Consider the following 25,286-nt stretch of genomic DNA (forward strand, 5'->3'; position numbering starts at 1 on the left):
ACTATTTTTGAACTTACCGCGTATAGCGTAGCGCTGTCCCCCGCTCCCTTTTTAATCACGCCTTTGCTATTCTCTGTATATATTCACAGGGGGCCGTTATGAATCTGGACAAGATGTCTCTCCGTCAGCTAAAAGGCGTGGGCGATAAGATGTTCGAAAAATTGCAACGGCTCAACTTGAGCACGGTGCAAGACTTGCTATTTCATCTGCCACTGCGCTATGAAGACCGCACCCGTGTGTATGCCATCAAAGACGTAATGCCAGGCATGCAGGTCTCGGTAATAGGCGAAGTGGTCGATAGCACTATCAGCTATGGCCGAAAACGCATGTTATTGTGTCGCATACGCGATGATAGCGGCAGTTTAACATTGCGCTTTTTTAACTTTGCTGCCGCCCAAAAAAATGCCCTAACTAGCGGTGCCCGTATTCGGGTGTTTGGTGAAATTCGCCCAGGCCAGCATGGCCTAGAAATTATTCATCCGGAATACAGCCTGCAAGTGGGTGAGCAAGCAATAAGCAGCGAGGCCTATTTAACTCCTGTCTATGGTGCCACCGAAAGCTTGCGCCAAATTACTCTTCGCCAGCTAACTGATCATGCCTTGGAATTATTGCAGCACTCGCCGCTTCCCGAATGGCTTCCTGCTGGCTTATATCCGCAGCAGCTAGGCTTAAACCACGCGCTGCAACTGCTACACCGCCCCCCGCCCGACATCGACTTATTTAGCCTAGAGCAAGGACTGCACCCTGCACAGCAAAGTTTAGTCATGGAAGAGTTGCTAGCCCATAATCTTTCTATTCTTAAAGTGCGCGAGCAAAGCCAAGCACATCAGGCGCGGGCCCTCATTTATCCAGACACCCTCATTAATAATTTCTTAAGCCAGCTGCCTTTTAAGCCCACCGGTGCCCAGCAGCGCGTAGTGGCAGAAATAGCTGCTGATTTGGCAAAACCGATACCTATGATGCGTCTCGTACAAGGGGATGTAGGCTCAGGAAAAACACTGGTGGCGGCACTGGCGGCCTTGCAGGTTATTGGTAATCAAGGACAAGTTGCCTTAATGGCACCCACTGAGTTATTAGCCGAGCAGCACGCTAATAACTTTGCCGCTTGGCTGGCTCCCTTAGGCATCCAAGTAGGCTGGTTAGCGGGCAAGGTAAAGGGCAAAGCCCGCGCCGAGCAACTGGCACGACTAGCCAGCGGCGAGGTAGGCATGATAGTGGGCACCCATGCTTTATTTCAGGAAGAAGTACAGTTTAGCGCCCTTGAATTAGTCATTATCGATGAGCAGCATCGCTTTGGTGTGCATCAGCGACTAGCGCTGCGCGAAAAAGGCAGCCAAGGTGAGTTTTTTCCTCACCAACTGATTATGACCGCCACGCCTATTCCGCGCACTTTGGCCATGACCGCCTATGCCGACTTAGATACTTCTGTAATTGATGAGCTGCCGCCTGGGCGTACACCTGTGACTACCGTGGCTATACCAGACACTCGCCGCGATGAAATTATCGCCCGAGTGCGTCAAGTGTGTCGCGAGCAAGGACGCCAAGCCTATTGGGTTTGTACCCTTATTGAGGAGTCTGAAGTATTAGAATGCCAAGCCGCCGAAGATACCGCCAGCGAGCTCACCGCGCAGCTGCCCGAGCTTAACGTAGGTTTAGTTCATGGCCGGATGAAGCCGGCAGAAAAACTTAAAGTAATGGCAGACTTTAAAGCGGCAAGCCTTGATTTATTAGTCGCGACCACAGTGATTGAGGTGGGCGTAGATGTGCCTAATGCATCGTTAATGATTATTGAAAACCCCGAGCGCTTAGGCTTGGCACAACTGCACCAATTACGTGGGCGGGTTGGCCGCGGTGCGGTCGCCTCACACTGTGTGTTGCTATATCACGCGCCATTAACCAAAACCGCCGGCCAACGCCTTGGCGTATTACGCGATAGTAATGACGGCTTTGTGATTGCACAAAAAGACTTAGAAATTCGCGGCCCGGGCGAATTGTTAGGCACTAAGCAAACCGGCCTCACCGACTTAAAAATTGCTGATCTAGTACGCGATCAGCATCTCTTACCCGATGTACAACGCTTAGCTCGCTATTTAGCAGATCAACACCCAAGGGCAGTGGCACCGCTTATCCGGCGCTGGTTAGGCGAGCGCGAACACTATGGTAAGGTTTAAAACGGGCGGCACGCTTGAATAAGTTGGCTGGCCTTAAGCTAATTGACCAACAAGCCCGTTGCTTATTCGTCAACCGCCCGCGCCTGTGTAAGTTATTTATTACTTAGTAAGAGTTGTTGCGCCGGCTGTAACAGTAATTTATTAGTGAGGCTGGCCATCCAGTGACTTGCGAGCAACATAGTCAGTAATACAGAAGCCACAAAGAAGATCAGCAGCGCCGTAAGACTCGACATTTCAGCGACCGAACTCATAATGCCAAAATAAACCGCCACCTTAATAAATAAGCCATGCCAAGCATAAACATATAAAGAATTTTCGCCGTAGGACGCTACTTTTTCTCCACGGTTAGGAATAACCATAAACACCGCCAGTGCTGCGATGGTTGATAAGCCGTAACAGAATAAGCGATAAACAAAACCGTAGTTGCTCTCAACGCCTAAATTGGCATAAGAATCGCCGCCATAGAACCACTGATATGGCACCTCTTTAAAAATAAACAGGCCTACAAAGATCAATGCTAACAGCGCCCAATAGAAAATGGCCGGCAGATTAAATAACCTGTCTTTAGCGATGAGGGTGTTATTTAGCTTATAACCTAATATAAAAAACGGGAAGAAGTATAAAGTTCTAGAAATACTTAGAAATGAGCCCACATCATCAACATAGCCGGCACAGAGTGAGATAATAACGCTAATAACTAACGGGAATCTCAACTTCATAATAATAGGAAAAGCCAGCTTCCAAATAAATAAACTAAATAAAAACCACAATATCCAGTGCGGCTCAAAATTTAAGGTGTAATGGCTAATAGTTCTGTAACCTAGCAGGTTAATTAGCTCATACAGCAGAGTAAACACCACAAAGGGCACTATAATGGAGGCAATATTTTTATAGCTGCGCTTTTCAGACTCATCTAATTTGGTGAGTGCGCCTGCCAGCATAATAAATACCGGCATATGAAAGCTATAAATAAACATGTAGAGAGTTCTGGCAAGATGCCCGTGGTCAAGCAGTGGCTCTATTAAGTGGCCAAACACTACTAAAAACACCATGGCTAACTTTATATTATCGAATAACAAATTCCGTGTCATTATTAGCTCCATGTAACTCACATAAGAAAAATGACTAGGCGCTTATCCTCTACTGCTAATTAAGCTTAACAGCGCTTAAAAAATAATATTTCACTCACCTTATCGGCTATTAGTAGTGATTAAAATTTAAAAGCCGCCTTATCGGTCAATTTTTGACACTACCTACCCTATATTAATTTTAGTAAGCAAACCAATTTATTTATCTTTAGTTTAAAGTAATGCTAATAGTCATTTTAAATTCAGCTAAACAAAATCTATCTATTTCATCGCTACTTTCCCTCTTTTTAGGACATAAAAATGAGCACTTTGTTTCCCTGCCCTCTTGTGGCTATGTATGATAGACAGCCAGTGTGATAAGAGGATGGGCGATGAAGAGGTTTGTAAAATATCTATTGCTGTTGATGGGCGCCATTTTACTCGCGGCTTGGTTAGTGCTGAGCTTATTTGATGCTAACCGTCTTAAGCAGCCGGTACTGGCTTGGTTAAATGAACACACTGAACTCGATGCCGCCATTGGTAACATTAGCTTTAACCCACTGCACCCCTATACCTTATTGGCCGAGGATGTGCGCTTAGGTCACTGGTTTAGTGCCCGCCAAATCTATATACAGCTTGCTAACTTCTCTCCTTTATCTGGTGAAACGCGCATCGCTACCCTAGATCTCATTGATAGTAAGCTCGTTATAGAAGACGCTACCGAGCTTAAGCTTCCGAGTAATTTAGCCAACATACATATTGACGAGCTCACCACTAAAAATTTCAGCCTAGATTGGCACGGGTGGCAGCTAAAAGGGGCAGATTTAACACTGCAAGACTGGCAGCCAAGACAAGAGGGGCAGTGGCAGTGGGGGGCCGACATGGACTTACAAGGTCAAGCTCGCCAGCTCACTCAACCTCATATTGAGATGGCGCAATTAACCTTTAGTGGCCAGGTTCGCCAGCAACAGCTGCAGTTAAGTAAATTAAAGAGTCACTTATTTGATGGCTTATTTGATACCCAATTAACCCTAGACTGGCCCAAGCAGCAAGTAACGCTCACCGCCCCCACCTTTAGTCGCAATCAACTGCAATTTGAGCAGCTTCCTCACTTAAACGGCGACTGGCGCCTTTTTATTAATAAAGCCTCTTTTGATAACATCAGTATTACCAGCCCCACGTTAATCAGTAACGCCATCACAGGCGAATTACGCTACCTAGAATGGACGCCGGGCAGCTTGCCCATTGCCAGTGCGAAATGGCAGGCTAATGAAGCCGTAGTAGACTGGCTGCGCCTTAATCAACATCAAGTCGAGCTACTGAGCGAAGCCCAGCAACTGTCTCTCAATATCAATGGTCAAGCTTATGAAGGAAGCGTTAGCAGCGAGCTGCGCTGGTTACCCGAACAAGGACGACTAGATATTGATAAATTAGCATTACAAAACACTAAATTTATTTGGCAGCCCGATATGCGCTGGCCCTTACCTGAGGTTCGCTTGCATCGACTGGACTTAAGCAATGGCGAGCTATTATCGCTAGATACTAATTTGCCATTATCGATATTAGGCGCTGAGCTCTTTCTCAGTGACATTGCTTGGTCTGGCGGCCAATGGCGCGGCTTAACGCCACGCGCTCGCGCTCAAGCAAACTGGAATGAAATTGCCTTTGATAATCTCATTGCTCGCCAAGGCAGCGCCCAAGTCACAGTCGATGATAGCTATGTTTGGTTAACTCAATTTGCTAGTGAAGCACTAGATGGTCAGCTGACGCTTAGCGGTAAGCTCGGTTTATATCCCCCTTATGAGATGGAAGGCCAAGTTGCAGCGCAGCAGATAAGTTTGCGCCCGCTAAGTCGCTGGTTAAAAACCGAACGACGCTTTAGCGGACTCGCAGAGCTTAATGCCACCCTTCACGGTGAGCTAGACCACCCTCAAAGCTGGCAAGGACAGCTGGCATTGAGTGCTCAGGAAGTATTTATTGAAAATTTTGCGCTAGATAGCTGGCTAAGCCATCGTTTACACGAAGATTACCGCTCAGCTAAAAGCGTAGATACTCAACTGGCGGCGTTGGACTTAACTCAAGGCGATAGCTTTATTTATCAGTTAGAGCTAACGGGTAGCGTTAACCAAGGACGTTGGCAGCTTAAAGACAGTGCCCTACAAAGCGTTCGTTATTTATTAGCACTACAAGGTAGTCTAGCTATCAAACAAGACTGGCAGCTGGAGCTTGGTGCTATTAATGACCAAGGCTGTAAAGAGCTGGCAATTAATTTAAACGGCCCTTGGCAAGCACCTAAACTGGTCTTACACCAACCTAAACTTACTCAGCCTTGTATACCTTGGTATAAAGGGCAATTAGCCTATCCAAAATCGGGATTATCGGGCAATTTAATACAAGGCGTGAGAGCGCTAACTCAAGAAAGCGACCCTCAAACAGCCCTTGATAGTGACTCAGTTAACTAGCTATAAAAATCAGCAATAAAAAAGGCGGCTAATAATCAATTAGCCGCCTTTTTTTATTTAACCCTTAGTTACACACCAAAGAAATACCGAGTACTGAATATTCTCTTTCTGGCGGACAGGTGGGTGCTCCACAGCTTGACAATTAAGATAGGGATAACAATGCATGAAATAACAGTGGCTGCCCACACTAAAAAGTTTGCCCCAGCTATAGGCACTACCGCTCTTTGGAAGGCCTGCAATATATAGCCATGTAAGAAGAAAATACCAAAGCTATATTTGGCTAGCACATCAAATACTTTCAGCTCTATATTTTTATCTTCAATAATGCAGAACAACGACATAAAGACAAAAGTTTTAATAAGCTTCAAAATATCTGAGTGACTGACTAGTGAAGTCTCAATAAAGCTCCACACAATTAAAGCTAGCGTACTGACCACCAGAATTTTCTTACTGTGCGTTTGGATTACCGAGTAATTAGCACTTAGGTAGCCACCGAGCAAGTACACACCCAGCCAGTAGATAAAACTTAACTCAGGCAGTTCTGGACGATCGGAAGTAAGCGTGAATAAGAAAAAAACTGTAGTAATGAGGCCAAAGTATCGAGACTCCATAATCATCTTGATGACAGGACTCACGACAAAGAAAATACAAATCATGGGAATAAACCACAAGGGGCCTATTACGGTACCACCATGAGTGATTAGATAAAACACATAGTAAACAAGGTTTTGTACTTCAGGGATCTCATCAGCCTTAAACCACGTTAAGCCGTTAACATAGTAATAAATAGCTAATAACACGCCTGGGATTAAGACAAATAAGTAGGGCAAAACAACAAACTTAAATTTCTTCCTAATATAATCTGTATACTGAAATTTCTCTTTTAAATAATGAAATAAAAAGCCAGCTATTAATACAAAGAAGAAAGTACCATTGGACATAAAGTCGTAGTTATACTCCATCCCTGCAAATGTAGTCAAATGTACATGACCCATGACCACAAATATAATAGCGATCCCTCTAAACCAGTTTATTGAAGATAAAAACAAACCTTTCTCACCTTTTATAATGCGATGAAACTAAAAACAATAGAGATCGCCATACACTTTCCTTATATAAGGCGAGCTTTAATGTTTTATAAAAAATTACACCTAAGTGTAATTACATTAGCGTTCTATAATAAAACTGTAATACAGTACGCTATATTAAGAGCTTAACAGGCGAAAAAGGTTCATTATTAAATGGCCGAGCAATTTTTGGTGCGACAATTTATACAGCTTTTAAACTCGATTTGGCTTGCTAATTAAGCGTATCACTGACTATTCTTGGTGTCGAGAGTACACTGGGGTGAGTAAAAAAACTGATGTATTAGACTGCCGCACCCACCTTGTAAACCAAACGTTAATGGCCAGAAATAAAGCCTCTAAAAAAATCGTATATTAAAAATATTAGAGTTTCATAATAACAGGAGCGGCAGTGATTTTAGATGCTTCTCACTCGATGTCAGCTATTTATAAAAGTCTAAATAAACTATTTAATCTTCCGTATTGTTAGTCATAGCATTTATCTTTAAGAGAAAAAATGACTGTTTGTTTAGGGAGAGTATTTCATCTACCCATCACTAGAACATTAGTTTATAACGAGTTAAAACAATAACTTATAATAAAAATTTTTATTTTAAAGTAATCCTGCCCATCATATTTATCTTTAGGTAAACCTAAATATTTATTTTTACGAAGCAAACCACGACTAATATAAACAGTACTTATGCCTGCATATCAAGTATTTAACCTATTATATAGTGAATAACCACTTGTGATAAAAAACACATCATTGTCTAATAAGCCAGCAATTTAGTACTGCCTAAAAATAGGTTAAAAATTATAACTTAGATAACAAGTAAGCAGTGTTAGCTTTGAATTATGCTTATTTACTATTAACGCTCACTCTCTCTAATAATCAGGGCCACTTGTCATCAGCCAGCTATTGCGACAATAGGTGTCGCAGATTGACTAAAAATAACCCGCTTATTAAGAGGTATAAGCTAGCAAGCACTCACTTGATTCATAAAGCTCGCTTTTGTAGAAGGAAGTATTTACCTAGCTAGGATGACATAGCGTCCTTGGAAAGTAGCTGCTACTTGCTCACCACTATATAAGGTCACGGTGAGTTCAATGCTCACCTGCTCCCCCTTGTGTAAGGGTAACAGCGGCTCTCGCAAACGGCCCCGCACTTCAGCGGTGGGCTGATCCCACACCGGAGTGAGATATTTTATATCTCCACTGGCTTGGACTATGTCGCCACTTAAGCCAAATTCTTGCATTTGCAGCCAAATAAGCCCCCAACCGGTCAGGACACACTGGCTATAAATACTGCCTGCAAACATGGAGTCATGCAGGTTAAGGTTAGCGTTAAGATTGGCCTTAGTCTTGAGACGAGAGCCCGTATATTGAATAATTCTTATGCCCATCTTTTCTACGATAGGAATACGCTGGTGCCATTCCCGCTGCAAGTCGTCACATAACGCAGGACAATGGCGAATAAGGTGAATAGACGTTAAGGCTTTAATCATTTGCCGATGCGGGATTTTGCCAAAACTAATGGGGCCCTCACCCACCACCGTAAAACCACATCGAGTGTAAAAAGAAACCGCCTCTTCTCTGGCATTCATTACTAAGCGGCGCGCGCCTTGTTGGCGCGCGACTTGTTCTAGCGCTTGTACCATACGCGTACCCAAGCCATGGCTTCGACTTTGAGCTGCCACTGCCATAAAACGGATCTGTGCCTCATCGCCGCTTACATATAATCGCCCCACGGCCACTAGTTTTCCTTGGTTATTAACCATCATCCGGTGGTGAGCATATTCATCAAACTCATCACGCTCCGAGCCCAATGGCTGCTGCCAGGGTTTACGTAATAACTGCCAGCGTAGATAGTAATAAGCTTCAAGCTCCGCTTTGGTTTGCGGGGTGACCACCCGATACATGGCCTGCTCCTGTTAGTGGGTGTAAAAATGACAAGTGGGGGGAGCGCTAACACGCTAAAGAGACTAAGTTAACAATTAACTAGACTTGCAGCCAAAATGTCACTGGGCCGTCATTCACTAAGCTGACTTGCATATCGCCACCAAAGCGCCCCGTTTCGGTAGGCATGTTCAGCGCTCGTGCTGCCTGCACAAAATAGTGATACCAATGCTCAGCTTCTTTTGCACTGGCACCTTTGGAAAAGCTGGGTCTAAGGCCACTGTGAGTATCGGCAGCTAGCGTAAATTGTGACACGACCAGTAGGCTGCCACCGACTTGGCTAACATTCAAATTCATCTTGTCATTGGCATCACTAAATACTCGATAAGCTAACACTTTACGTAATAACTTATCGGCTTTAGCTTGATCGTCGCCCTGCTCTATTCCCAGTAACACTAATAAGCCTGCCCCTATGGCACCCACCGGCTCACCTTCTATCGTTACACTGGCAGAGCTCACTCTTTGTATTAGCGCTATCATGACTGGATTAACTCTCTGGCTAGATGATCGGTGGCTTTAATAAGGGCATCAATATTATTAGCTTCAAAGGCAGAATGCCCAGCGGCTAAAGTAATTTGTAAATTTAGCTCGGGCCAATGCTTGGCTAACTCAAAGGCCGCCGCGGGCTTACATACCATGTCATAACGCCCGTGAATGAGCACCGCCGGCACGTCTCGTAATTTATCTACTTGGTTAATAATGTAATTTTCATCAATAAAGCAGTGATGAATGAAAAAATGGTTTTCTATACGAGCTAAGGCGAGCGCGTCACTGGCTTGCCCAAAATGCTCATTCGCATCGGCGCGCGGTAACAAGGTGGAAATGCGCCCCTCCCAAATCGCCCAAGCTCGGGCGGCATTAAGGCGCGCCAGCTCATTAGCGCCGGTGAGCAGTTGTTGGTAATGACGCAGTAGCGGTTGAGTTTCGCCCTCAAGGGGGGCTAAAAAATCTTGATAGTAATCTTTAAACACGGCTGCCGCGCCGCCATAGGGCTGATAAAGCCAGTCAAGATCTTGTTGGCGGCCTAAAAATAGTCCTCTTAATACCAGGGCTAATACCTGTTGACGATGGGCGATGGTATAACACAGCGCTAAGGTTGCCCCCCAAGAGCCGCCAAAAATAAGCCATGACTCTATTTGTAAATACTGGCGTATTTGCTCCATATCAGAAATGAGGGCTTGAGTATTATTCTCTTCAAGTTCGGCATGAGGCAAAGAGCGGCCGGCACCGCGCTGATCAAATAAAATAATACGATAATACTGGGGATCAAAGAATCGCCGCTGCTCGCTACTGGTGCCAGCGCCAGGCCCACCGTGTAGCACCAGCACCGGAATGCCTAGCGGATTACCACTTTCTTCCAAATATAAGGTGTGGCGCTCACTCACTTTTAATTGGTGTTCTTGATAAGGGTTAATACTGGGGTAGAGGGTGCGCATTAGTCTTGTTCCTCCTCAGCAAGCTCGGGGTTGAGATCTTCAAAACGCTTACCTAATAATCGCTCAAACTCACCCATGCCAGCGGTAATTTCTGCGCCGAATAACGCTACCATCCAGCTTAAATAAATCCAGACGAAGATAATAGGAATAGTGGCTAGCGTGCCATAAATAGCTTCGTAAGAGGGGAATTTCACAATGTAAAAAGCAAAAGCTCGCTTGGCAATTTCAAATAAGATACCGGCGACTAAACCGCCACAAATAGCATGGGTAAAGCGCACATGGATATTTGGCACTACCATGTAAAAAACGACAAACATACCGATGGAGAGAAAAAAGGGTAACACCGATAATATTCGAGTGCCCACCCCTAGTATATCGCCGTGGAACAGCTGCAAAGTCGTGACATAAGAAGTCAGTACTAAACTGGCCCCCGCCAAAATAGGCCCTAAGGTCAGGATCATCCAATAGGTAGCAAACGCCACCGATACACGGCGTTTTTCGGTAACTCGCCAAATATAATTAAAGTTTTGGTCAATGGCTGAAATAAGCAACATGGCGGTAAAGGCTAAAGCTGCCACTCCAATAGCCGTGGTTTTAGAGGCATTATCGACAAAACTTTGAATTTTATCTTGTACCACATCGCCGGCGGCAGGCACAAAATTGGTAAAAATAAAGTGCTGTATGGTTTCTCTTAACTCTTCAAACATCGGAAAAGCAGACATCATGGCAAAAATGACCGCTAGCATCGGCACTAAAGACAACAGCGTAATATAAGCTAAATAGCCGGCCGTGACTTTTAGTCGGTCATCTTGAATTCGTCGCCACATAAAGCCGGCAAACTCTACGCCATGATCGCGTATAAATTGCAGTCGATGAGAAGTGTGCGCGATAATTTGACTCATGAAAGCCCTCAAGTTTGGATAAGTGTTTCTTATTGTGGCAAATTAATTAGCAAAAGTGCCAGTCGGATATGAATTGCCTGTAAACCTAGTTCACATTTCTGAAGTGAAAAGAACCTTATATGCCGTACTTAAGACCGACAGCTTAAAGCGAAAGACGGGTTAAAAACAAAAAAGGGCGCCCTTAGGCGCCCTGTTAGTTAGCATAATTTAAAACAAGTCGAGATTACTCGCGACCGGCACGCTTGCGCTCGTTTTCAGTTAGGCCGCGCTTGCGAATACGCAAGAAATTAGGCGTCACTTCCACCAACTCATCATCCGCAATAAACTCTAACGACTGCTCAAGAGTCATCTTAATAGGGGTGATCAGCGTTAACGCTTCATCAGTACCAGAGGCACGAACGTTAGTTAACTGCTTACCTTTAATGCAGTTAACCGTCAGATCGTTAGCACGGCTGTGAATACCAATCACCATACCTTCGTAGACTTCAGTGGCATGGTCGATAAATAAACGGCCACGTTCTTGAATGTTAAACAAAGAGTAAGCAGAGGCTTTACCGTTAGCATTAGAAATTAATACGCCATTAGTACGTGCACCGATAGTGCCGCCTTTGTGCGGGCCGTAGTGATCAAAGCTGTGGTTCATTAAGCCAGAGCCAGAAGTCAGCGTCATAAACTCAGTTTGGAAACCAATTAAGCCACGGGCCGGAATAATAAAGTCGATACGTACGCGCCCTTTGCCATCTGGCACCATGTCGGTCATTTCCGCTTTACGCTCGCCCAGCTTCTCCATAATGGCGCCTTGGCTAACTTCTTCGATATCCACAGTCAAAGTTTCAAACGGTTCTAACTTAACGCCATTTTCAGTCTTTAAGATGACTTCTGGACGAGATACCGCCAGCTCAAAGCCTTCGCGGCGCATATTTTCAATTAAAATACCTAAGTGCAATTCACCTCGGCCAGAGACGCGAAACTTATCAGGATCTGAACCTTGCTCCACGCGCAGAGCGACGTTGTGCACCAGCTCAGAGTTTAAACGCTCCATGATATTACGAGAGGTAACGTACTTACCGTCTTTACCCGCAAATGGCGAATTATTCACTTGGAAAGTCATGGTGACCGTTGGCTCATCCACAGACAAAGGTGGCAGTGCCTCAACATGACCTACGGCACAAACGGTATCAGAGATTTTTAGCTCGCCTAAGCCGGTAATGGCGATAATATCACCCGCAGTACCCTCTTCTGTTTCGGTGCGCTGCAGGCCCAGATAGCCCATGACCAAGCCCACTTTACCGTTACGCGTCTTACCATCGGCACCCACAATGGTGACTTGTTGGTTAGGCTTAACGGTACCGCGCTTAATACGGCCAATACCGATAACACCTACATAAGAAGAGTAATCAATTTGCGAGATTTGCATCTGCAAAGTACCGTCTTGGTTAGCATCGGGCACCGGGACTTGATCAACGATAGTTTGGAACAAGGTGGTCATGTCTGGCTCGGGTGCATCTACGTCAAGTGTTGCCCAACCATTAATGCCGGAGGCATAAATAACTTGGAAGTCTAACTGATCGTCGGTGGCACCTAAGTTATCGAACAAGTCAAAGATTTGGTCTAGTACCCAGTCTGGGCGTGCACCTGGCTTGTCCACTTTGTTGATAATCACAATCGGCTTTAAACCTTGAGCAAAGGCTTTTTGAGTTACAAAGCGCGTCTGCGGCATGGGGCCTTCTTGGGCATCCACCAGCAGCAATACCGAGTCAACCATCGACAATACGCGCTCAACTTCACCACCAAAGTCGGCGTGACCTGGGGTATCAACGATATTAATGCGATATTCTTGATTATCAGTAGGAGAAGTCCAACGGATAGCGGTGTTTTTGGCAAGAATGGTAATGCCGCGTTCCCGCTCTATGTCGTTGGAGTCCATGACTCTGTCTTCTGCTTCGCCGCGGCTCTCTAGAGTTCCAGATTGCTGCAACAGCTTGTCTACCAGAGTAGTCTTACCATGGTCAACGTGAGCTATGATTGCGATATTACGTAAATTTTCTAACATTCCTGCCTCAAAATACCGAAAGTGGGTAAAAAATGGTCTGTCATTTTACTCGGCTAGCGCTGATCTACCTAGAAGTATTGAAAATTCTCTTGGCTCGCTTTCCAAGTGACGTCGAATACACCATGATGGACATATGCCAATGCAAGGTGCACTGAAAAGATCCGCTATGCACCATAAGGGTGCAAACGTAACATTAAGCCGACTCTTATAAAGGGTGCGCTGGCTTAATGATAGATATAGGGTCTGAGTAACAGCCTTAATAACAGATACTTATCTTTTTATAACAAGCGTTTGGCTTAAATAATGGTGTTTAACAACTTGGCACAGATTTCGCTTAACTCACGCTTGTCGTGCGCTTATTTGATTAAAGCGCTGAATTTGGCCGTATTTCGTTTACAGTTGGCAACGGTTCATGAGTCGGTTTATCCCATGTTCCACCATAAGATGATTATTTTTGGAGGTCGAAATCCATGTCAATAGACACCGTACTGGACATGATAAAGGAACACGATGTTAAATTCATCGATTTACGCTTTACCGACATCAAAGGTAAGGAACAGCATATCAGCTTTCCGGTTGGTCAGGTAAACGACGACTTCTTTGAAGAAGGCAAAATGTTCGATGGCTCTTCTATGCCGGCATGGAAAACCATTCATGAATCAGACATGGTATTAATGCCCGACCCTAGCTCCGCCGTCTTAGACCCCTTCACCGACGACAGCACTCTCATTATTCGCTGTGATATTTTAGAGCCGGGTACTATGCTCGGCTATGACCGTGACCCACGTTCTATTGCGCGACGCGCCGAAGAATATTTAAGCAGTACTGGCATAGCAGATACGGTGCTCATTGGCCCAGAGCCCGAGTTCTTCTTATTTGATGATGTGCGCTTTCATACGGATATGGCCGGTAGCTTTTTTAAAGTGGATGACATTGAAGCTAAGTGGAATTCTGGCCGCGAATACGAAGGGGGCAATAAAGGCCACCGCCCCGGTGTAAAAGGCGGCTACTTTCCCGTAGCCCCCATCGACTCTTCCCAAGATATCCGCTCTGCCATGTGTTTAGTCATGGAAGAAATGGGGTTAGTCGTGGAAGCGCATCACCACGAAGTCGCCACTGCCGGCCAAAATGAAATTGCGTGTAAATTTAATACGCTGACTCTTAAAGCGGATGAAATACAAATTTATAAATACGTGGTGCACAACGTAGCCCATGCCTTTAATAAAACCGCTACCTTTATGCCCAAGCCATTAGTGGGCGATAACGGCTCCGGTATGCACGTGCATCAGTCATTAGCTAAAAATGGCGTTAATTTATTTTCTGGCGATCTATACGGTGGCATGTCACAAATGGCGCTGTACTACATTGGCGGTATTATTAAACATGCCCGCGCCCTCAACGCCATTACTAACCCAGCCACTAACTCTTATCGGCGCTTAGTCCCTGGCTTTGAAGCACCCGTAATGCTGGCTTATTCGGCTCGTAACCGCTCGGCATCGATTCGTATTCCTTTGGTTAACTCGCCTAAAGCGCGGCGCATCGAGACGCGTTTTCCCGATCCGGCGGCTAATCCTTATTTATGCTTTTCTGCGCTGCTCATGGCCGGCTTAGATGGCATTCAAAATAAAATTAGCCCAGGCGATGCCATGGATAAAGACTTATATGATTTGCCGCCTGAAGAAGCGGCTGAAATTCCTACCGTCGCGACGTCACTCGATATGGCCTTGGATTATTTGGATGAAGATCGCGAATTTTTAACTCGCGGTGGCGTCTTTAGTGATGAGTTTATTGATGCCTTTATTAAGATGAAGCGCGCAGAAGCACAAACCATTAATATGGCCGTGCATCCGCTAGAGTACGATCTTTATTATTCCGTATAACAAAGCTGTCAGTTAAAGATAAAATCAAACCCCGAGCCAAAAGCTCGGGTTTTTTTATTGGCTGACCGCTACCCGGTGGACACCACTTCATAGCGCGTAGAAGGAAACAGATTTAAGATTTTATGCACTAAATACACGCAGCACAGCGTCACTAAGATAGCGATGGTCATGGAGCTCATGCGATATAAGGCGCTATAAACTAAGTCATGCTCTGGCGATATATATTGGCCAAACAAAATACCCGTGGTGGTTAAGCCAGCAAAACCAATCCCTGAGATCCCTTCTTTAACATGCCAGCGCGCAAACACCATGGCGCACAGCCAAAACGACATGCTTAGTAATACCAAGTTATGATAATGACTATAGAGAAAGACTTGCGTTAATAAGCCTAATCCACAGCCTAGCAGAGTCCCGATACAGCGCATTTTCCCCGACTCTACCGCACCCATAAAGCTCATGGGGAATAACACTAACACCGTGGCTACCTGTGCCGACAGCGAGTCCACTAAATCAACAGATTGAAACACCACAAAACTGATGGTGGCCACAATGGCGCCTAATAAGGCCTGGTGGCGGATGACGTTAGCACTTTTAGCCGGTCTAACAACAGCAGTAGGTGGCTCGATATTAGGTAAGAAGGCATAAGCAATATACGCCAAGGCTACCGACATCACAGAGGCCATAATATTCATGACTGCCATGTCGGTCAGACCAAAGTGCTCATAGCTAGAAAAATGCAGCATAATACTTAAGCTAACACAGCCCGAAGCGCCAAATAGCATCATAGGGCCTTTAGCCATCAGCATAAAACGACTTAAAAACAACAAAAACACCACTACAGTAAATGCCGGCGGCCAGTTGTGTAATAAGCTGGGTAATATCATGATCTCGAGCGAGGTTAACAGTGAAGAGCCTATAAACTGCAGCGCAATAAAACGATTCAATACTGGGATCATCCCCAGAAGCAGCATAGGATAAACCGTAAAAAACACGCCAAAATTCCAGTTCATCAACTTAGTCAGTAACAGCCCAGTTGCACTGGCAAACGCCACTCTAAAGCATATTCTGAGCTTATCTTGTGTTAACTCCATTGGTTTCTCCGCTAAGACGCTTGCTTAATATAAGTAGCGCAGCACACTGACTAGGCGCGCCTGCATAGCGGCTAAGACATTGAAAAATGGATTATCAATAGGATAAAGCTGCACTGTGGCTTTAGCCCCGGTGGCCAGCTCTGGCCAAGCTTCATCTAGCTCGATATTAGTGCGCAGGCGCTGGGCATCACGCACCCAGCGATCTGAGCTTACCGTTTGCGCTAACAGACCATCGGCAGACTCTTGTCCTTCACGCACACCACTGTCGATGCTAGTAACATGGCCTTTAAACACTTGGCCGGGCAGCGCATCAAACATAATATCTACCGGTGTGCCTCGCGTTACATGGCGCAGACTTTTTTCTCGTAAATCAGCGCTCACCCAGCTTTGATCAGAAATAAGAGCCAATAATGCTTGCCCTGCATTAGCATGTTGTCCTTGGCGCAATTGTAAATTACCAATACGCCCAGCTGTTTCAGCGCGCACTTTAGTGCGCGATAAATTCATTTTAGCTTGGCTAAGAGCCACCTCTGCCTGCTGTACGCGAATACCTGCTACCGCTTGCTCTTGCTTAATTTCTTGCAACTTGGCTCGCGATACGGCGCTGGCTTCTTTGGCTAAGCTCACCTGAGTGTTAGCTTGCTCTAGTTGCTGCAACGACATATGGCCTAATTTGTGTAAACGCGCAATACGCGCAGCTTCGCGCCCTTGCTCGGTGGCTTGCAGCTTACTTTGCTGCAACTCAGCATTAATCTCGGCTAAGCTGGACACAGATTTTTGCTGTTCTGATTGGGCTTGGCGCAGCGCTAGCTCACTGCGTTGAACGGCCAGCAAGTAATCGCTGTCGTCCAAAGAAAATAACAACTCTCCTGGCTCTACATGCTGATTATTCACCACATACACTTTATCCACCTGCCCTGAGAGGCGCGTCGACACGGGAATAACATAGCGCTGAATACGCGCCTCTGTGGTCATCGGCATATAGTTGTCGGCTAGCACAAAATAGAAAAATAAAATAAAAAAAACGGTCAGTGCTATTTTAACCCAGCGGGTAAAGCTCTGTTCTGGTGTCATTCGTGCCTCAATTGCTCTTATGCTTAGTTAGCTGCTGCAGGTTATGCTGGATCTGCTCGGCGATGCGGGTAAATTCTGCTATTTCTTGCTCACTTAAGCCCGCCAACACTTGAGCTCGAGTTTCATCTAAGACGCTGTCCATTTCCATCACTAGCTCAGTAGCTGCAGACGCTAAATGTACCGTCTTGCCGCGGCGATCTTTTTCACAGTGGCGCCGCTCTATCAGCTTTAAACTTTCTAAGCCATCGAGGGTGCGCACCAGTGAAGGACTTTCTACTCCTACCAGGCGCGCTAATTGATGCTGTTGCATGCCATCTTCATATTTTAGATGACTTAGCGTTATCCAGCGGCTTTGAGTTAAGCCTAAGGGCTTTAATCGTTCATCGTTTACCGTACGCCACTGGCGCACTAAGCTGGCTAAAATCATTCCTAGCGTCTTCATGCCTTCCCTCTTTGATAGTTAGCATGCTAATTATATTTTAGCTAACTATCTCGAGCAATGTTTTTTTATTTTATTCGCTTTCCGACACCGCATTAGCCAAGACACGCCCGCTAAATAGCCCTAAACTATCTGCACCACTTTGGTGCAGATAGTGTTAATACCTCCCCCACTAAGGCAGTTATGCAAAAAACGTCAAAATCTACTCCCACATTAGCAAACTTGCTCGCTTCATCTGCGCTGCTTGATAATTTATTAACCGGAGTGTTAGTGGTAGATAGTGCATTGAAGATCCACTTAGCGAATGCCGCAGCCAGGCAGTTCTTTGCCCTCACCCCGCGGCGTTTGCAACAAGCCAATTTGGCGTTAGTTGATAAAGACTTAGCCCTCGATATTTCTTTGGACTTAGCACGGATACGCCAAGCCATTACCCAAGAGCACAGCTTTAGTGACAGTGAAGTACTGCTAGTAAGTAAAGGGCAACGCCACTGGGTACAGGTAAGCGTAACGCCACTTGGCACTGAGCAAGGGCTGGCCTTAATTGAAGTGCACTTAGTGGATCAGCAAAAAAAAATTAGCCAAGAACTGCAACAGCGCACGCAACAACAAGCGGCGCGCGAGCTAGTTCGAGCGCTAGCGCATGAAATTAAAAATCCACTCGCTGGCTTGCGCGGTGCAGCGCAGCTATTAGAGCGAGCGCTGGTGCAAGAGGAACTTAAAGAGTTTACTCAGCTTATTATTGGCCAAGCGGATCGCTTATCTAAGCTGGTAGACAGATTACTGGGCCCACAACAAGTGCGCACCTATCAAGCAGAAAATGTGCATTGTGTCTTAGAGCGGGTCTCTGGGCTAATGCAACTTGCCATCAGCCCAGAGATTGAGCTCAGTCGCGATTACGACCCCAGTATTCCCGAATTAATCATGGATGCCGAGCAATTAGAACAAGCCTTTCTCAATGTGGTACAAAATGCCGCTCAAGCTCTGATGGGCGAGCAAAGCCTCGATTGCCGCGTAAACAAAAAGAAAAAAATCACTCTAAAAACTCGTATCGCCCATCATGTTTTGCTCCAAGGGCAGCTACATCGTTTAGTGGCAGAAATTCGTATTATCGATAATGGTCCTGGCGTACCTTTAGAGCTTAGGGATACTTTATTTTATCCACTGGTCAGCGGGCGCCCACAGGGCACGGGGTTAGGCTTATCGCTGGCACAAGATATTATTCAACAGCACCAGGGTCAGATTGCGCTACAAAGTAGCGTAGGCCATACCGAATTTATAATTTACCTGCCCCTTAAGCACTCACTTTCCCCTGAAAATTAACGAAGAAAACCATGACTGCAACTGTTTGGATAGTAGAAGATGATGAGGGCATTCGCTGGGTATTAGAGCGCGCGCTCGCGCAAGCTAAATTAAGCTGTCGAAGCTTTAGCAACATTCATGATTTTTTAGCTGACTGGCTACCTAACAGCGCGCCAGCGCAGGTGGTGTTATGTGATATTCGCCTCCCCGACGGCGATGGATTAAGTCTGCTTAGCCAGCTAAAACAACAGTGCCCTGAGTTGGCAGTTATTATGATGACGGCTCACTCTGATCTTGATAGCGCCATTAAGGTATATCAAAAAGGGGCATTTGAGTATTTACCTAAACCTTTTGATATTGATCACGCCATTGCCTTAGTACAAAAAGCAATTCAGGCCAGTTTTAGCTCTACTCAAGCCGTCTCTGTTAGCACAACCACTCAAGAGCACGGCCGCACCATCATTGGTGAAGCGCCCGCGATGCAAGCGGTATTTCGGGCAATTGGCAAACTGGCTAACTCCTCGATGGCAGTGCTTATTAATGGCCAAAGTGGCACCGGTAAAGAGTTAGTGGCTAGGGCGCTACACCAGCATAGCCCGCGCGCTACTCGGCCTTTTATTGCGCTAAATATGGCGGCCATCCCTAAAGATCTAATTGAGTCTGAACTATTTGGCCACGAGAAAGGCGCCTTTACTGGCGCCCATCAGCGGCGCCAAGGGCGCTTTGAACAAGCCCAGGGTGGCACTTTATTTTTAGATGAAATTGGCGATATGCCACTCGATGTACAAACTCGTTTATTACGAGTATTAGCCGAGGGACAATTTTACCGTGTGGGTGGGCAGGCCATAGTACAAGTAAATGTACGCATTATTGCCGCCACTCATCAAGACTTGGCGGTTAAGCTTAGCAGCGGAGAGTTTAGAGAGGATTTATTTCATCGCTTAAATGTCATCCCGCTGCTGATGCCGCCCTTAACAGAGCGCGCCCAAGATATTCCTGAGCTGGCGGCACATTTCCTTAATCAAGCTGCAAGTGAGCTAGATGTAGCCACGAAACGCCTCCACCCTAGTACCCAAGCGCACTTACAAAGGCTACCTTGGCCGGGCAATGTCCGCCAATTAGAAAACTTATGTCGCTGGTTAACGGTCATGGCGCCCGCGCCTGAGATATTAATCAGCGACTTACCCCAAACGCTACACACTCAGCCAAGCTCTCGCCAAGCTTGTGCTTGGCAGTTGCACTTACAACACTGGGCAGAGCAAGAATTTAGCCAAGGTCGCCAAGCACTGTTAACTGAGGTACTGCCAGAGGTAGAGCAAATCTTATTAACGTGTGCGCTTAAGCATAGCCAAGGCCATAAACAAGCAGCCGCTAAATTATTGGGCTGGGGGCGCAATACCTTAACGCGCAAACTGAATGGGAAAGGTGACGGCTAAGGACAGCGCGCTTTTCTAAAACATGTCGATATCGGTACTGCTCTTGGCGGGGCTTCTTCACCCAGCTTTACTTAAATAAAAACACCGAGCTTAGGGCTCGGTGTTTTCTCTTACTGCAAATCTATTGCTTAAGTGGCGCTAGATCACTCTGGAGAATTGGCGCATCCGGGTTTCACGGCGCAAGTGCACATCAAAACACATGCAAATATTGCGAATTAACAGCTCGCCTTTTAAGGTGACGTTAATATGAGTGTCAGTCATGGTCACTAATTCATCGTCGATAAAAGTTTGCAGCAGCTTAAGGTCTTCAGCAAAATAGTCAGCAAATACAATATCGTACTCTGCTTCCAGTGGCGCAAATGCTAACTCAAAATCACAAATTAGCGTCTTAATAAGATCACGGCGGATACAGTCATCAGTATTAAGCGCATAACCCACTGCTTGGGCGTGACCTAGATTATCGAGCTGTGCGTAATACTCTTTTAAGTCTTTATGATTTTGTGAGTAGGCATCACCTAACATGCTGATGGCCGATACCCCTAAGCCCAGCAAGTCACACTCACCTTGAGTAGTGTACCCTTGGAAGTTGCGGTGCAACTTACCTTCGCGCTGAGCGATGGCTAAGGTGTCGTCGGGTAGTGCAAAGTGATCCATGCCAATAAACTGATAGCCCTGCTCGGTTAAAAAGTTAATGCTTTGCTCAAGCATCAGTAACTTATTAGCGGGACTTGGCATATCTGCCGGATTAAGCTTGCGCTGGGCGGCAAAACGACTAGGTAAGTGGGCATAGTTAAAGACCGACAACCGCGCGGGTTTTAGCGCCACAATTTCTTTTAAGGTGTGCTGAAAACTTTCAGGAGTTTGCAGTGGCAAGCCGTAAATTAAATCGAGGTTAGTTGAAGTAAAACCTAACTCGGCGGCGCGTACCACCAACGCCTTAATAAAGTCGTTGTCTTGCTCGCGGTTCACCATCTGTTGTACCGCTTTATTAAAATCTTGCACCCCTAAGCTGATGCGATTAAAGCCCACTTCTTTTAGCACTTCAAGTAGGCTCAGCTCAATTTTTCGCGGATCAATTTCAAGGCTATATTCACCTTGTTCGGCAAAATTAAAATTTTCACGTAATAGGCTATTTAAGCGACGAATTTGCGGCTCAGTTAAAAAAGTCGGTGTGCCACCGCCCCAGTGCAGTTGAGTGACGGTACGCCCCGCAAACAGCGGCGCTAGTCGTTTAATTTCTAACTCTAAATAATCAAGGTAAGGATCGGCTTTACTCTGGTGGCGAGTAATCACCTTATTACAACCGCAGTAGTAACAAAGCTTATGACAGAAAGGAATATGCACATAAAGTGACAAGGGCCGCTCAGGATAGCGCGCCGCTGCCGCTTCTAACTCCGGCATACCAAAGTTTTCACTAAATTCCATTGCCGTTGGATACGAAGTATAACGAGGTCCAGAATAATTGTATTTCTCGATCAGCGCCTGATCCCACTCAATTTGTGCAGTCATATTACTCCCCAGCTTAAGCGCTAGGCAGTGTTAAGCCCGACAGCGCTATCGCCTCTGTTTTAATTTGTGCTGCCAACTCTAATTCAAAGCCGGCGCGTTGCATGTCTAAGCGCATGATCTCATTACGCTTAAAATTATTTCTCGCCTCATGAGTCGGCATATCTTTAACTTTTTCATACAGCTCATATAAACCTGGGTATTCGTTAGCAAAATCTCGAGGCTCATTAAACTGCAACGCATTCAGTAAATTGGTTAAACGAATCGCGCCTTCAGACGGGTTACATTGCTCTTGGCTAACCGCTAAGGCGATAGTACGAATACTATCTAAAATACGCTCATTGCGCACCATTACCGCCTGAGTTTGACGTAAAGCTTGTGCTTTTACTTGTCCTAATAACTTACCCGCATAAATAGCGAGCGCTAAAATAATAGCGCCGCCTATTAAGGCGGCAATAACCCATGCTGACATCATGACTTATCTTCCTTATCCTCGTATTGTGCAGGATCAAATTCTGTATCCATAAACCGCGTCCACAGATCATCACCTTCATTGGCCTCGTCATCTTCTTCATCCAGCAAGCCTAATTGCTCAAGCAGCTGTTGGTGACGTGCTAAACGAGCATCTAACCAAGCGCCATCGGCTTTGGCTAACTTTTTACCGGCATCCACTTGGTCTAACAGCGTATTTAATCGCTCATCATTTTCTAGCTGCTCTAACTCTTGCTCAGGACTTAGAGCTGCGCATTCGTCGATCACTGTTATTTTTGCAACAGGTGCAGGCTTAGTGAATTTTTTTGTCTCAGGCGCATCCGTGTTGGTAGCCGGGCCGAGAGGAACGGGCTTTTTTGAGCCCAAGCGAGGATCAGTGGGCGCTTGTTTATCTTTATTATGCTCATGAAGCTCAGGCACGTTTTGTCGAGAGCCGGGCGCTAAGCCTTTACGTTTAGCTTTACGCTGGCGCTCTTTAGTTTGCGCGGCAGTTTCGCGCGTGTTTTTGCTGGCTGCAAGTTGTCCCGGAGTGCGGGATTTTTTTATGCGTGTCATATCGACTCCGATATATAAAATTATTTTATTGCCTGAGCAAGCAAGCCGCCTAGCTCAAGGATAATGAGTGATAAGTGCTTAAGCTAAACACTCATCTACTTAAGACTAAGCCTACCGCATCTTGCTCTGACTGCCTGATATTAAGATCCAAAAAAATTAGGACTCAGTCGTGAGTGCAAAGCGCAAACGACAATGACCCAATAATGGCGTATTAAAAGAGAGCACGGCAGGCATTAAGCTAAGCAGCTAGGAAGGGAGCCAAGGTATGCAGGGGGCACTTGGCCCCCAGAGACGATCTTAACGCAGGCCAGCTACGTATTTAGACAATATTTCAATGTCTTGATCTGTTAACTTGGCCGCTATGCTACGCATCATGCCGTTAGGATCGTTATTACGCTCTCCCGTACGGAACAAATGCAATTGCTCGGCAATATATTTAGGATGTTGGCCAGTTAAGCTTGGAAACATCGCAGCTTCCAAACCTTCGCCACGTGGACCGTGACAAGCGATACAGGCAGTAATGCCACGCTCAATGTCACCGCCTTGGTATAAAGCAGCACCTTGTTCGATAACATCTTCTGGTACCGCGATAGGCGTAACGGCTTGGCTGGCAAAATAAGCAGCTAAATCTGCCATGTCTTCTTCAGACAAGGGCATGGCCATGCCGCCCATGATAGCGTTAGCACGACCCTCATTACCGGTAGCTGCTGCTTTATACTCAGCTAATTGCTTAGCTAAATAAGAGGCATGCTGGCCTGATAATTTTGGGTACATGTCGATTGGGCTATTGCCATCAGGGCCATGACAAGCAGCACAAGTAGCTGACTTGGATTTACCTGCTTCTACGTCGCCCTGAGCTTGGGCGACACCAACCACTCCGAGCATTAAGGCTAGCGTGAAAACAATTTTTTTCATGACGTTGCGACTTCTCGTTGTAAGAGCTTCCAGATCACATACCGACAAGGGCATGTTACAATGTGATTCAAAAAACACCCCCATTCTACAATTTTTTTGTAAGAAAGTAAGCAAAGCGGCATCAGAACTCAGAGGAAATCATATTGGATAACAAACAGATAAATTTTAACAGCGCCCGCTTTATTACTAGTGCGCCAGATATTAGCCAAATGCCGCCCGATACTGGCGTTGAAATTGCCTTTGCTGGCCGCTCCAATGCAGGTAAATCATCTGCTTTAAACACAATAACCCAGCAGAAAAGTCTGGCTCGCATCAGTAAAACGCCCGGTCGTACTCAATTGATTAACGTGTTTGAGCTTAGCGCTGATAAGCGTCTTATCGACTTGCCCGGCTATGGCTATGCAAAAGTGCCACAAGAAATGAAACAAAAATGGCAAGCGGCGTTATCTATTTATTTACAAAAACGCGAGAGTCTTAAAGGGTTAGTGGTACTTATGGATATTCGCCACCCCCTAAAAGACATCGATCAACAGCTATTAGAGTGGGCATCGGAAAGTAGCTTACCGGTGCTCGCCTTACTCACTAAAAGCGATAAATTAAAGCCCGGCCCCCGTAATTCAGAAGTACTACGGGTACGCGAAGCCGTTAAAGTCTACGGCGGCGATATTCGTGTTGAGTCCTTTAGCTCTCTTAAAGGCTTAGGGGTAGATCGCGCTAAAGAAGTACTGAGCGCTTGGCTACTTGAAGATGAGCAAGCCGAGCCCCTCACTCACCAAGATGATAATAACTAATGCGTCTCGACCGATTTTTATCTGAAGCCACCGGCTTAACTCGCTCTATGGCAAAAAAAGCGCTACACAGAGGCGATGTCACCGTAGATGGAGAAGTGATTAAAAAAAGTGACCAGCAAATTCATGGCCAAGCGGTGCGACTCGAGGGGCGCTTATTAAACGAACCTCAGCCGCGCTATGTGTTATTACACAAGCCTGCCGGTTATATTAGCGCCACCCAAGATGAGGTTCACCCTTGCGTGTTTGCGCTCTTGCCACCTGAGCTGTGCCGCGGTATGCAATGTGCCGGGCGCTTAGATGTGGACACCACTGGCTTACTGTTACTCACCGACGATGGCCAGTGGTCACACCGTTTGCGCTCCCCAAAACATCAGTGTCAAAAAGTCTATCAAGTGGACTTAGCCGAGCCGCTTGCGCCTGGCGTAGCTCAACTATTTTCTGAGGGTATTATGCTACACGGCGAAGACTCGCCCACGTTAGGGGCTCAGCTAGACGTGCTCAGTGAAACGCGCGTATTACTGACGATTCAAGAGGGAAAGTATCATCAGGTAAAACGCATGTTTGCTGCTGTGGGTAATTTTGTGGTGGCGTTGCATCGTCTTAAGGTGGGCGAAATTGTCTTAGAAGACTCTTTGGCCGAGGGCCAATGGCGCTTTCTTACACCTGAAGAAGTGGCCTCGATTTAGCGCAGCAC

General features: G+C 46.0%; 21 protein-coding genes. 7 read left to right on the plus strand and 14 right to left on the minus strand.

Going from position 1 to position 25,286, the window contains the following annotated elements; genetic code table 11:
- Positions 1–98 precede the first annotated feature (98 nt).
- Positions 99–2,171 (plus strand): ATP-dependent DNA helicase RecG, encoded by a 2,073-nt coding sequence (recG, locus tag CBP12_RS09805; RefSeq protein WP_086964264.1) that lies wholly within the window; start codon positions 99–101, stop codon positions 2,169–2,171.
- Between the two features lie 92 nt (positions 2,172–2,263).
- On the opposite strand, the gene CBP12_RS09810 is transcribed toward recG, so the two are convergent.
- Positions 2,264–3,262, minus strand: coding sequence for an acyltransferase family protein (locus tag CBP12_RS09810; protein WP_157420093.1), 999 nt, complete (start codon positions 3,260–3,262; stop codon positions 2,264–2,266).
- A gap of 368 nt (positions 3,263–3,630) precedes the next feature.
- On the opposite strand from CBP12_RS09810, the gene CBP12_RS09815 reads away from it, so the two are divergent.
- Entirely contained in the window at positions 3,631–5,700 is a 2,070-nt protein-coding gene (locus CBP12_RS09815) for an AsmA family protein (protein WP_086964266.1), read from the plus strand.
- Between the two features lie 68 nt (positions 5,701–5,768).
- Here the strand turns inward: CBP12_RS09815 and CBP12_RS09820 are convergent, their stop codons facing one another.
- The 6 genes from CBP12_RS09820 to typA form a co-directional block, all read right to left on the minus strand.
- Complete coding sequence (locus tag CBP12_RS09820) at positions 5,769–6,749, minus strand: acyltransferase family protein (RefSeq protein ID WP_086964267.1); 981 nt, start codon at positions 6,747–6,749, stop codon at positions 5,769–5,771.
- Positions 6,750–7,795: 1,046 nt separating this feature from the next.
- Positions 7,796–8,686 (minus strand): bifunctional GNAT family N-acetyltransferase/hotdog fold thioesterase, encoded by an 891-nt coding sequence (locus tag CBP12_RS09825; protein ID WP_086964268.1) that lies wholly within the window; start codon positions 8,684–8,686, stop codon positions 7,796–7,798.
- Between the two features lie 79 nt (positions 8,687–8,765).
- Positions 8,766–9,203: a D-aminoacyl-tRNA deacylase gene (gene dtd, locus CBP12_RS09830; RefSeq protein WP_086964269.1), complete on the minus strand. Its 438-nt coding sequence runs from the start codon at positions 9,201–9,203 to the stop codon at positions 8,766–8,768.
- On the minus strand, positions 9,200–10,159 hold the full coding sequence (gene pip, locus CBP12_RS09835) for a prolyl aminopeptidase (RefSeq protein ID WP_086964270.1): 960 nt from the start codon (positions 10,157–10,159) through the stop codon (positions 9,200–9,202). Before pip ends, dtd begins: the two co-directional genes overlap by 4 nt.
- Complete coding sequence (locus CBP12_RS09840) at positions 10,159–11,061, minus strand: virulence factor BrkB family protein (protein WP_086964271.1); 903 nt, start codon at positions 11,059–11,061, stop codon at positions 10,159–10,161. Before CBP12_RS09840 ends, pip begins: the two co-directional genes overlap by 1 nt.
- Before the next feature lie 223 nt (positions 11,062–11,284).
- Positions 11,285–13,114 (minus strand): translational GTPase TypA, encoded by a 1,830-nt coding sequence (gene typA, locus CBP12_RS09845; protein ID WP_086964272.1) that lies wholly within the window; start codon positions 13,112–13,114, stop codon positions 11,285–11,287.
- Between the two features lie 470 nt (positions 13,115–13,584).
- Between typA and glnA the strand changes: the two genes are divergently transcribed.
- Positions 13,585–14,994 (plus strand): glutamate--ammonia ligase, encoded by a 1,410-nt coding sequence (glnA, locus tag CBP12_RS09850; RefSeq protein ID WP_086964273.1) that lies wholly within the window; start codon positions 13,585–13,587, stop codon positions 14,992–14,994.
- Between the two features lie 68 nt (positions 14,995–15,062).
- Here glnA and CBP12_RS09855 read toward each other — a convergent pair whose 3' ends face one another.
- The 3 genes from CBP12_RS09855 to slyA are packed head-to-tail and all read right to left on the minus strand — an operon-like array spanning position 15,063 to position 17,601.
- Complete coding sequence (locus CBP12_RS09855) at positions 15,063–16,085, minus strand: DUF2955 domain-containing protein (protein WP_086964274.1); 1,023 nt, start codon at positions 16,083–16,085, stop codon at positions 15,063–15,065.
- A gap of 24 nt (positions 16,086–16,109) precedes the next feature.
- Complete coding sequence (locus tag CBP12_RS09860; protein WP_086964275.1) at positions 16,110–17,159, minus strand: HlyD family secretion protein; 1,050 nt, start codon at positions 17,157–17,159, stop codon at positions 16,110–16,112.
- Positions 17,160–17,166: 7 nt separating this feature from the next.
- Positions 17,167–17,601, minus strand: coding sequence for a transcriptional regulator SlyA (gene slyA, locus CBP12_RS09865; RefSeq protein WP_086964276.1), 435 nt, complete (start codon positions 17,599–17,601; stop codon positions 17,167–17,169).
- Between the two features lie 180 nt (positions 17,602–17,781).
- Between slyA and glnL the strand changes: the two genes are divergently transcribed.
- Both glnL and glnG read left to right on the plus strand, forming a co-directional pair.
- Positions 17,782–18,918 (plus strand): nitrogen regulation protein NR(II), encoded by a 1,137-nt coding sequence (gene glnL, locus CBP12_RS09870; RefSeq protein ID WP_086964277.1) that lies wholly within the window; start codon positions 17,782–17,784, stop codon positions 18,916–18,918.
- 11 nt (positions 18,919–18,929) lie between these two features.
- A complete protein-coding gene (gene glnG / locus CBP12_RS09875) occupies positions 18,930–20,333 on the plus strand; it encodes a nitrogen regulation protein NR(I) (RefSeq protein ID WP_086964278.1) in 1,404 nt (467 codons plus the stop codon).
- A 138-nt stretch (positions 20,334–20,471) separates the two neighbouring features.
- Here glnG and hemN read toward each other — a convergent pair whose 3' ends face one another.
- The 4 genes from hemN to CBP12_RS09895 form a co-directional block, all read right to left on the minus strand.
- Positions 20,472–21,842, minus strand: a complete 1,371-nt coding sequence (hemN, locus tag CBP12_RS09880; RefSeq protein ID WP_086964279.1) for an oxygen-independent coproporphyrinogen III oxidase — start codon at positions 21,840–21,842, stop codon at positions 20,472–20,474.
- Positions 21,843–21,855: 13 nt separating this feature from the next.
- Positions 21,856–22,314 carry a DUF2489 domain-containing protein gene (locus CBP12_RS09885; protein WP_086964280.1) on the minus strand — a complete coding sequence of 153 codons (459 nt, stop codon included), beginning with the start codon at positions 22,312–22,314 and terminating at the stop codon, positions 21,856–21,858.
- Positions 22,311–22,886 (minus strand): Der GTPase-activating protein YihI, encoded by a 576-nt coding sequence (gene yihI / locus CBP12_RS09890; RefSeq protein WP_086964281.1) that lies wholly within the window; start codon positions 22,884–22,886, stop codon positions 22,311–22,313. Before yihI ends, CBP12_RS09885 begins: the two co-directional genes overlap by 4 nt.
- A gap of 297 nt (positions 22,887–23,183) precedes the next feature.
- The gene (locus CBP12_RS09895; protein WP_086964282.1) at positions 23,184–23,801 is read right to left on the minus strand and encodes a c-type cytochrome; all 618 of its coding nucleotides are present in this window, start codon (positions 23,799–23,801) and stop codon (positions 23,184–23,186) included.
- A 143-nt stretch (positions 23,802–23,944) separates the two neighbouring features.
- Here CBP12_RS09895 and yihA point away from each other — a divergent pair, with 143 nt between their 5' ends.
- Positions 23,945–24,592 carry a ribosome biogenesis GTP-binding protein YihA/YsxC gene (yihA, locus tag CBP12_RS09900; RefSeq protein WP_086964283.1) on the plus strand — a complete coding sequence of 216 codons (648 nt, stop codon included), beginning with the start codon at positions 23,945–23,947 and terminating at the stop codon, positions 24,590–24,592.
- Positions 24,592–25,278 carry a pseudouridine synthase gene (locus tag CBP12_RS09905; RefSeq protein WP_086964284.1) on the plus strand — a complete coding sequence of 229 codons (687 nt, stop codon included), beginning with the start codon at positions 24,592–24,594 and terminating at the stop codon, positions 25,276–25,278. The genes yihA and CBP12_RS09905 overlap by 1 nt, the downstream gene beginning before the upstream one ends.
- The last annotated feature ends 8 nt before the right edge of the window (positions 25,279–25,286 follow it).

This window comes from Oceanisphaera avium, from assembly GCF_002157875.1.
Lineage (GTDB): Bacteria > Pseudomonadota > Gammaproteobacteria > Enterobacterales > Aeromonadaceae > Oceanimonas > Oceanimonas avium.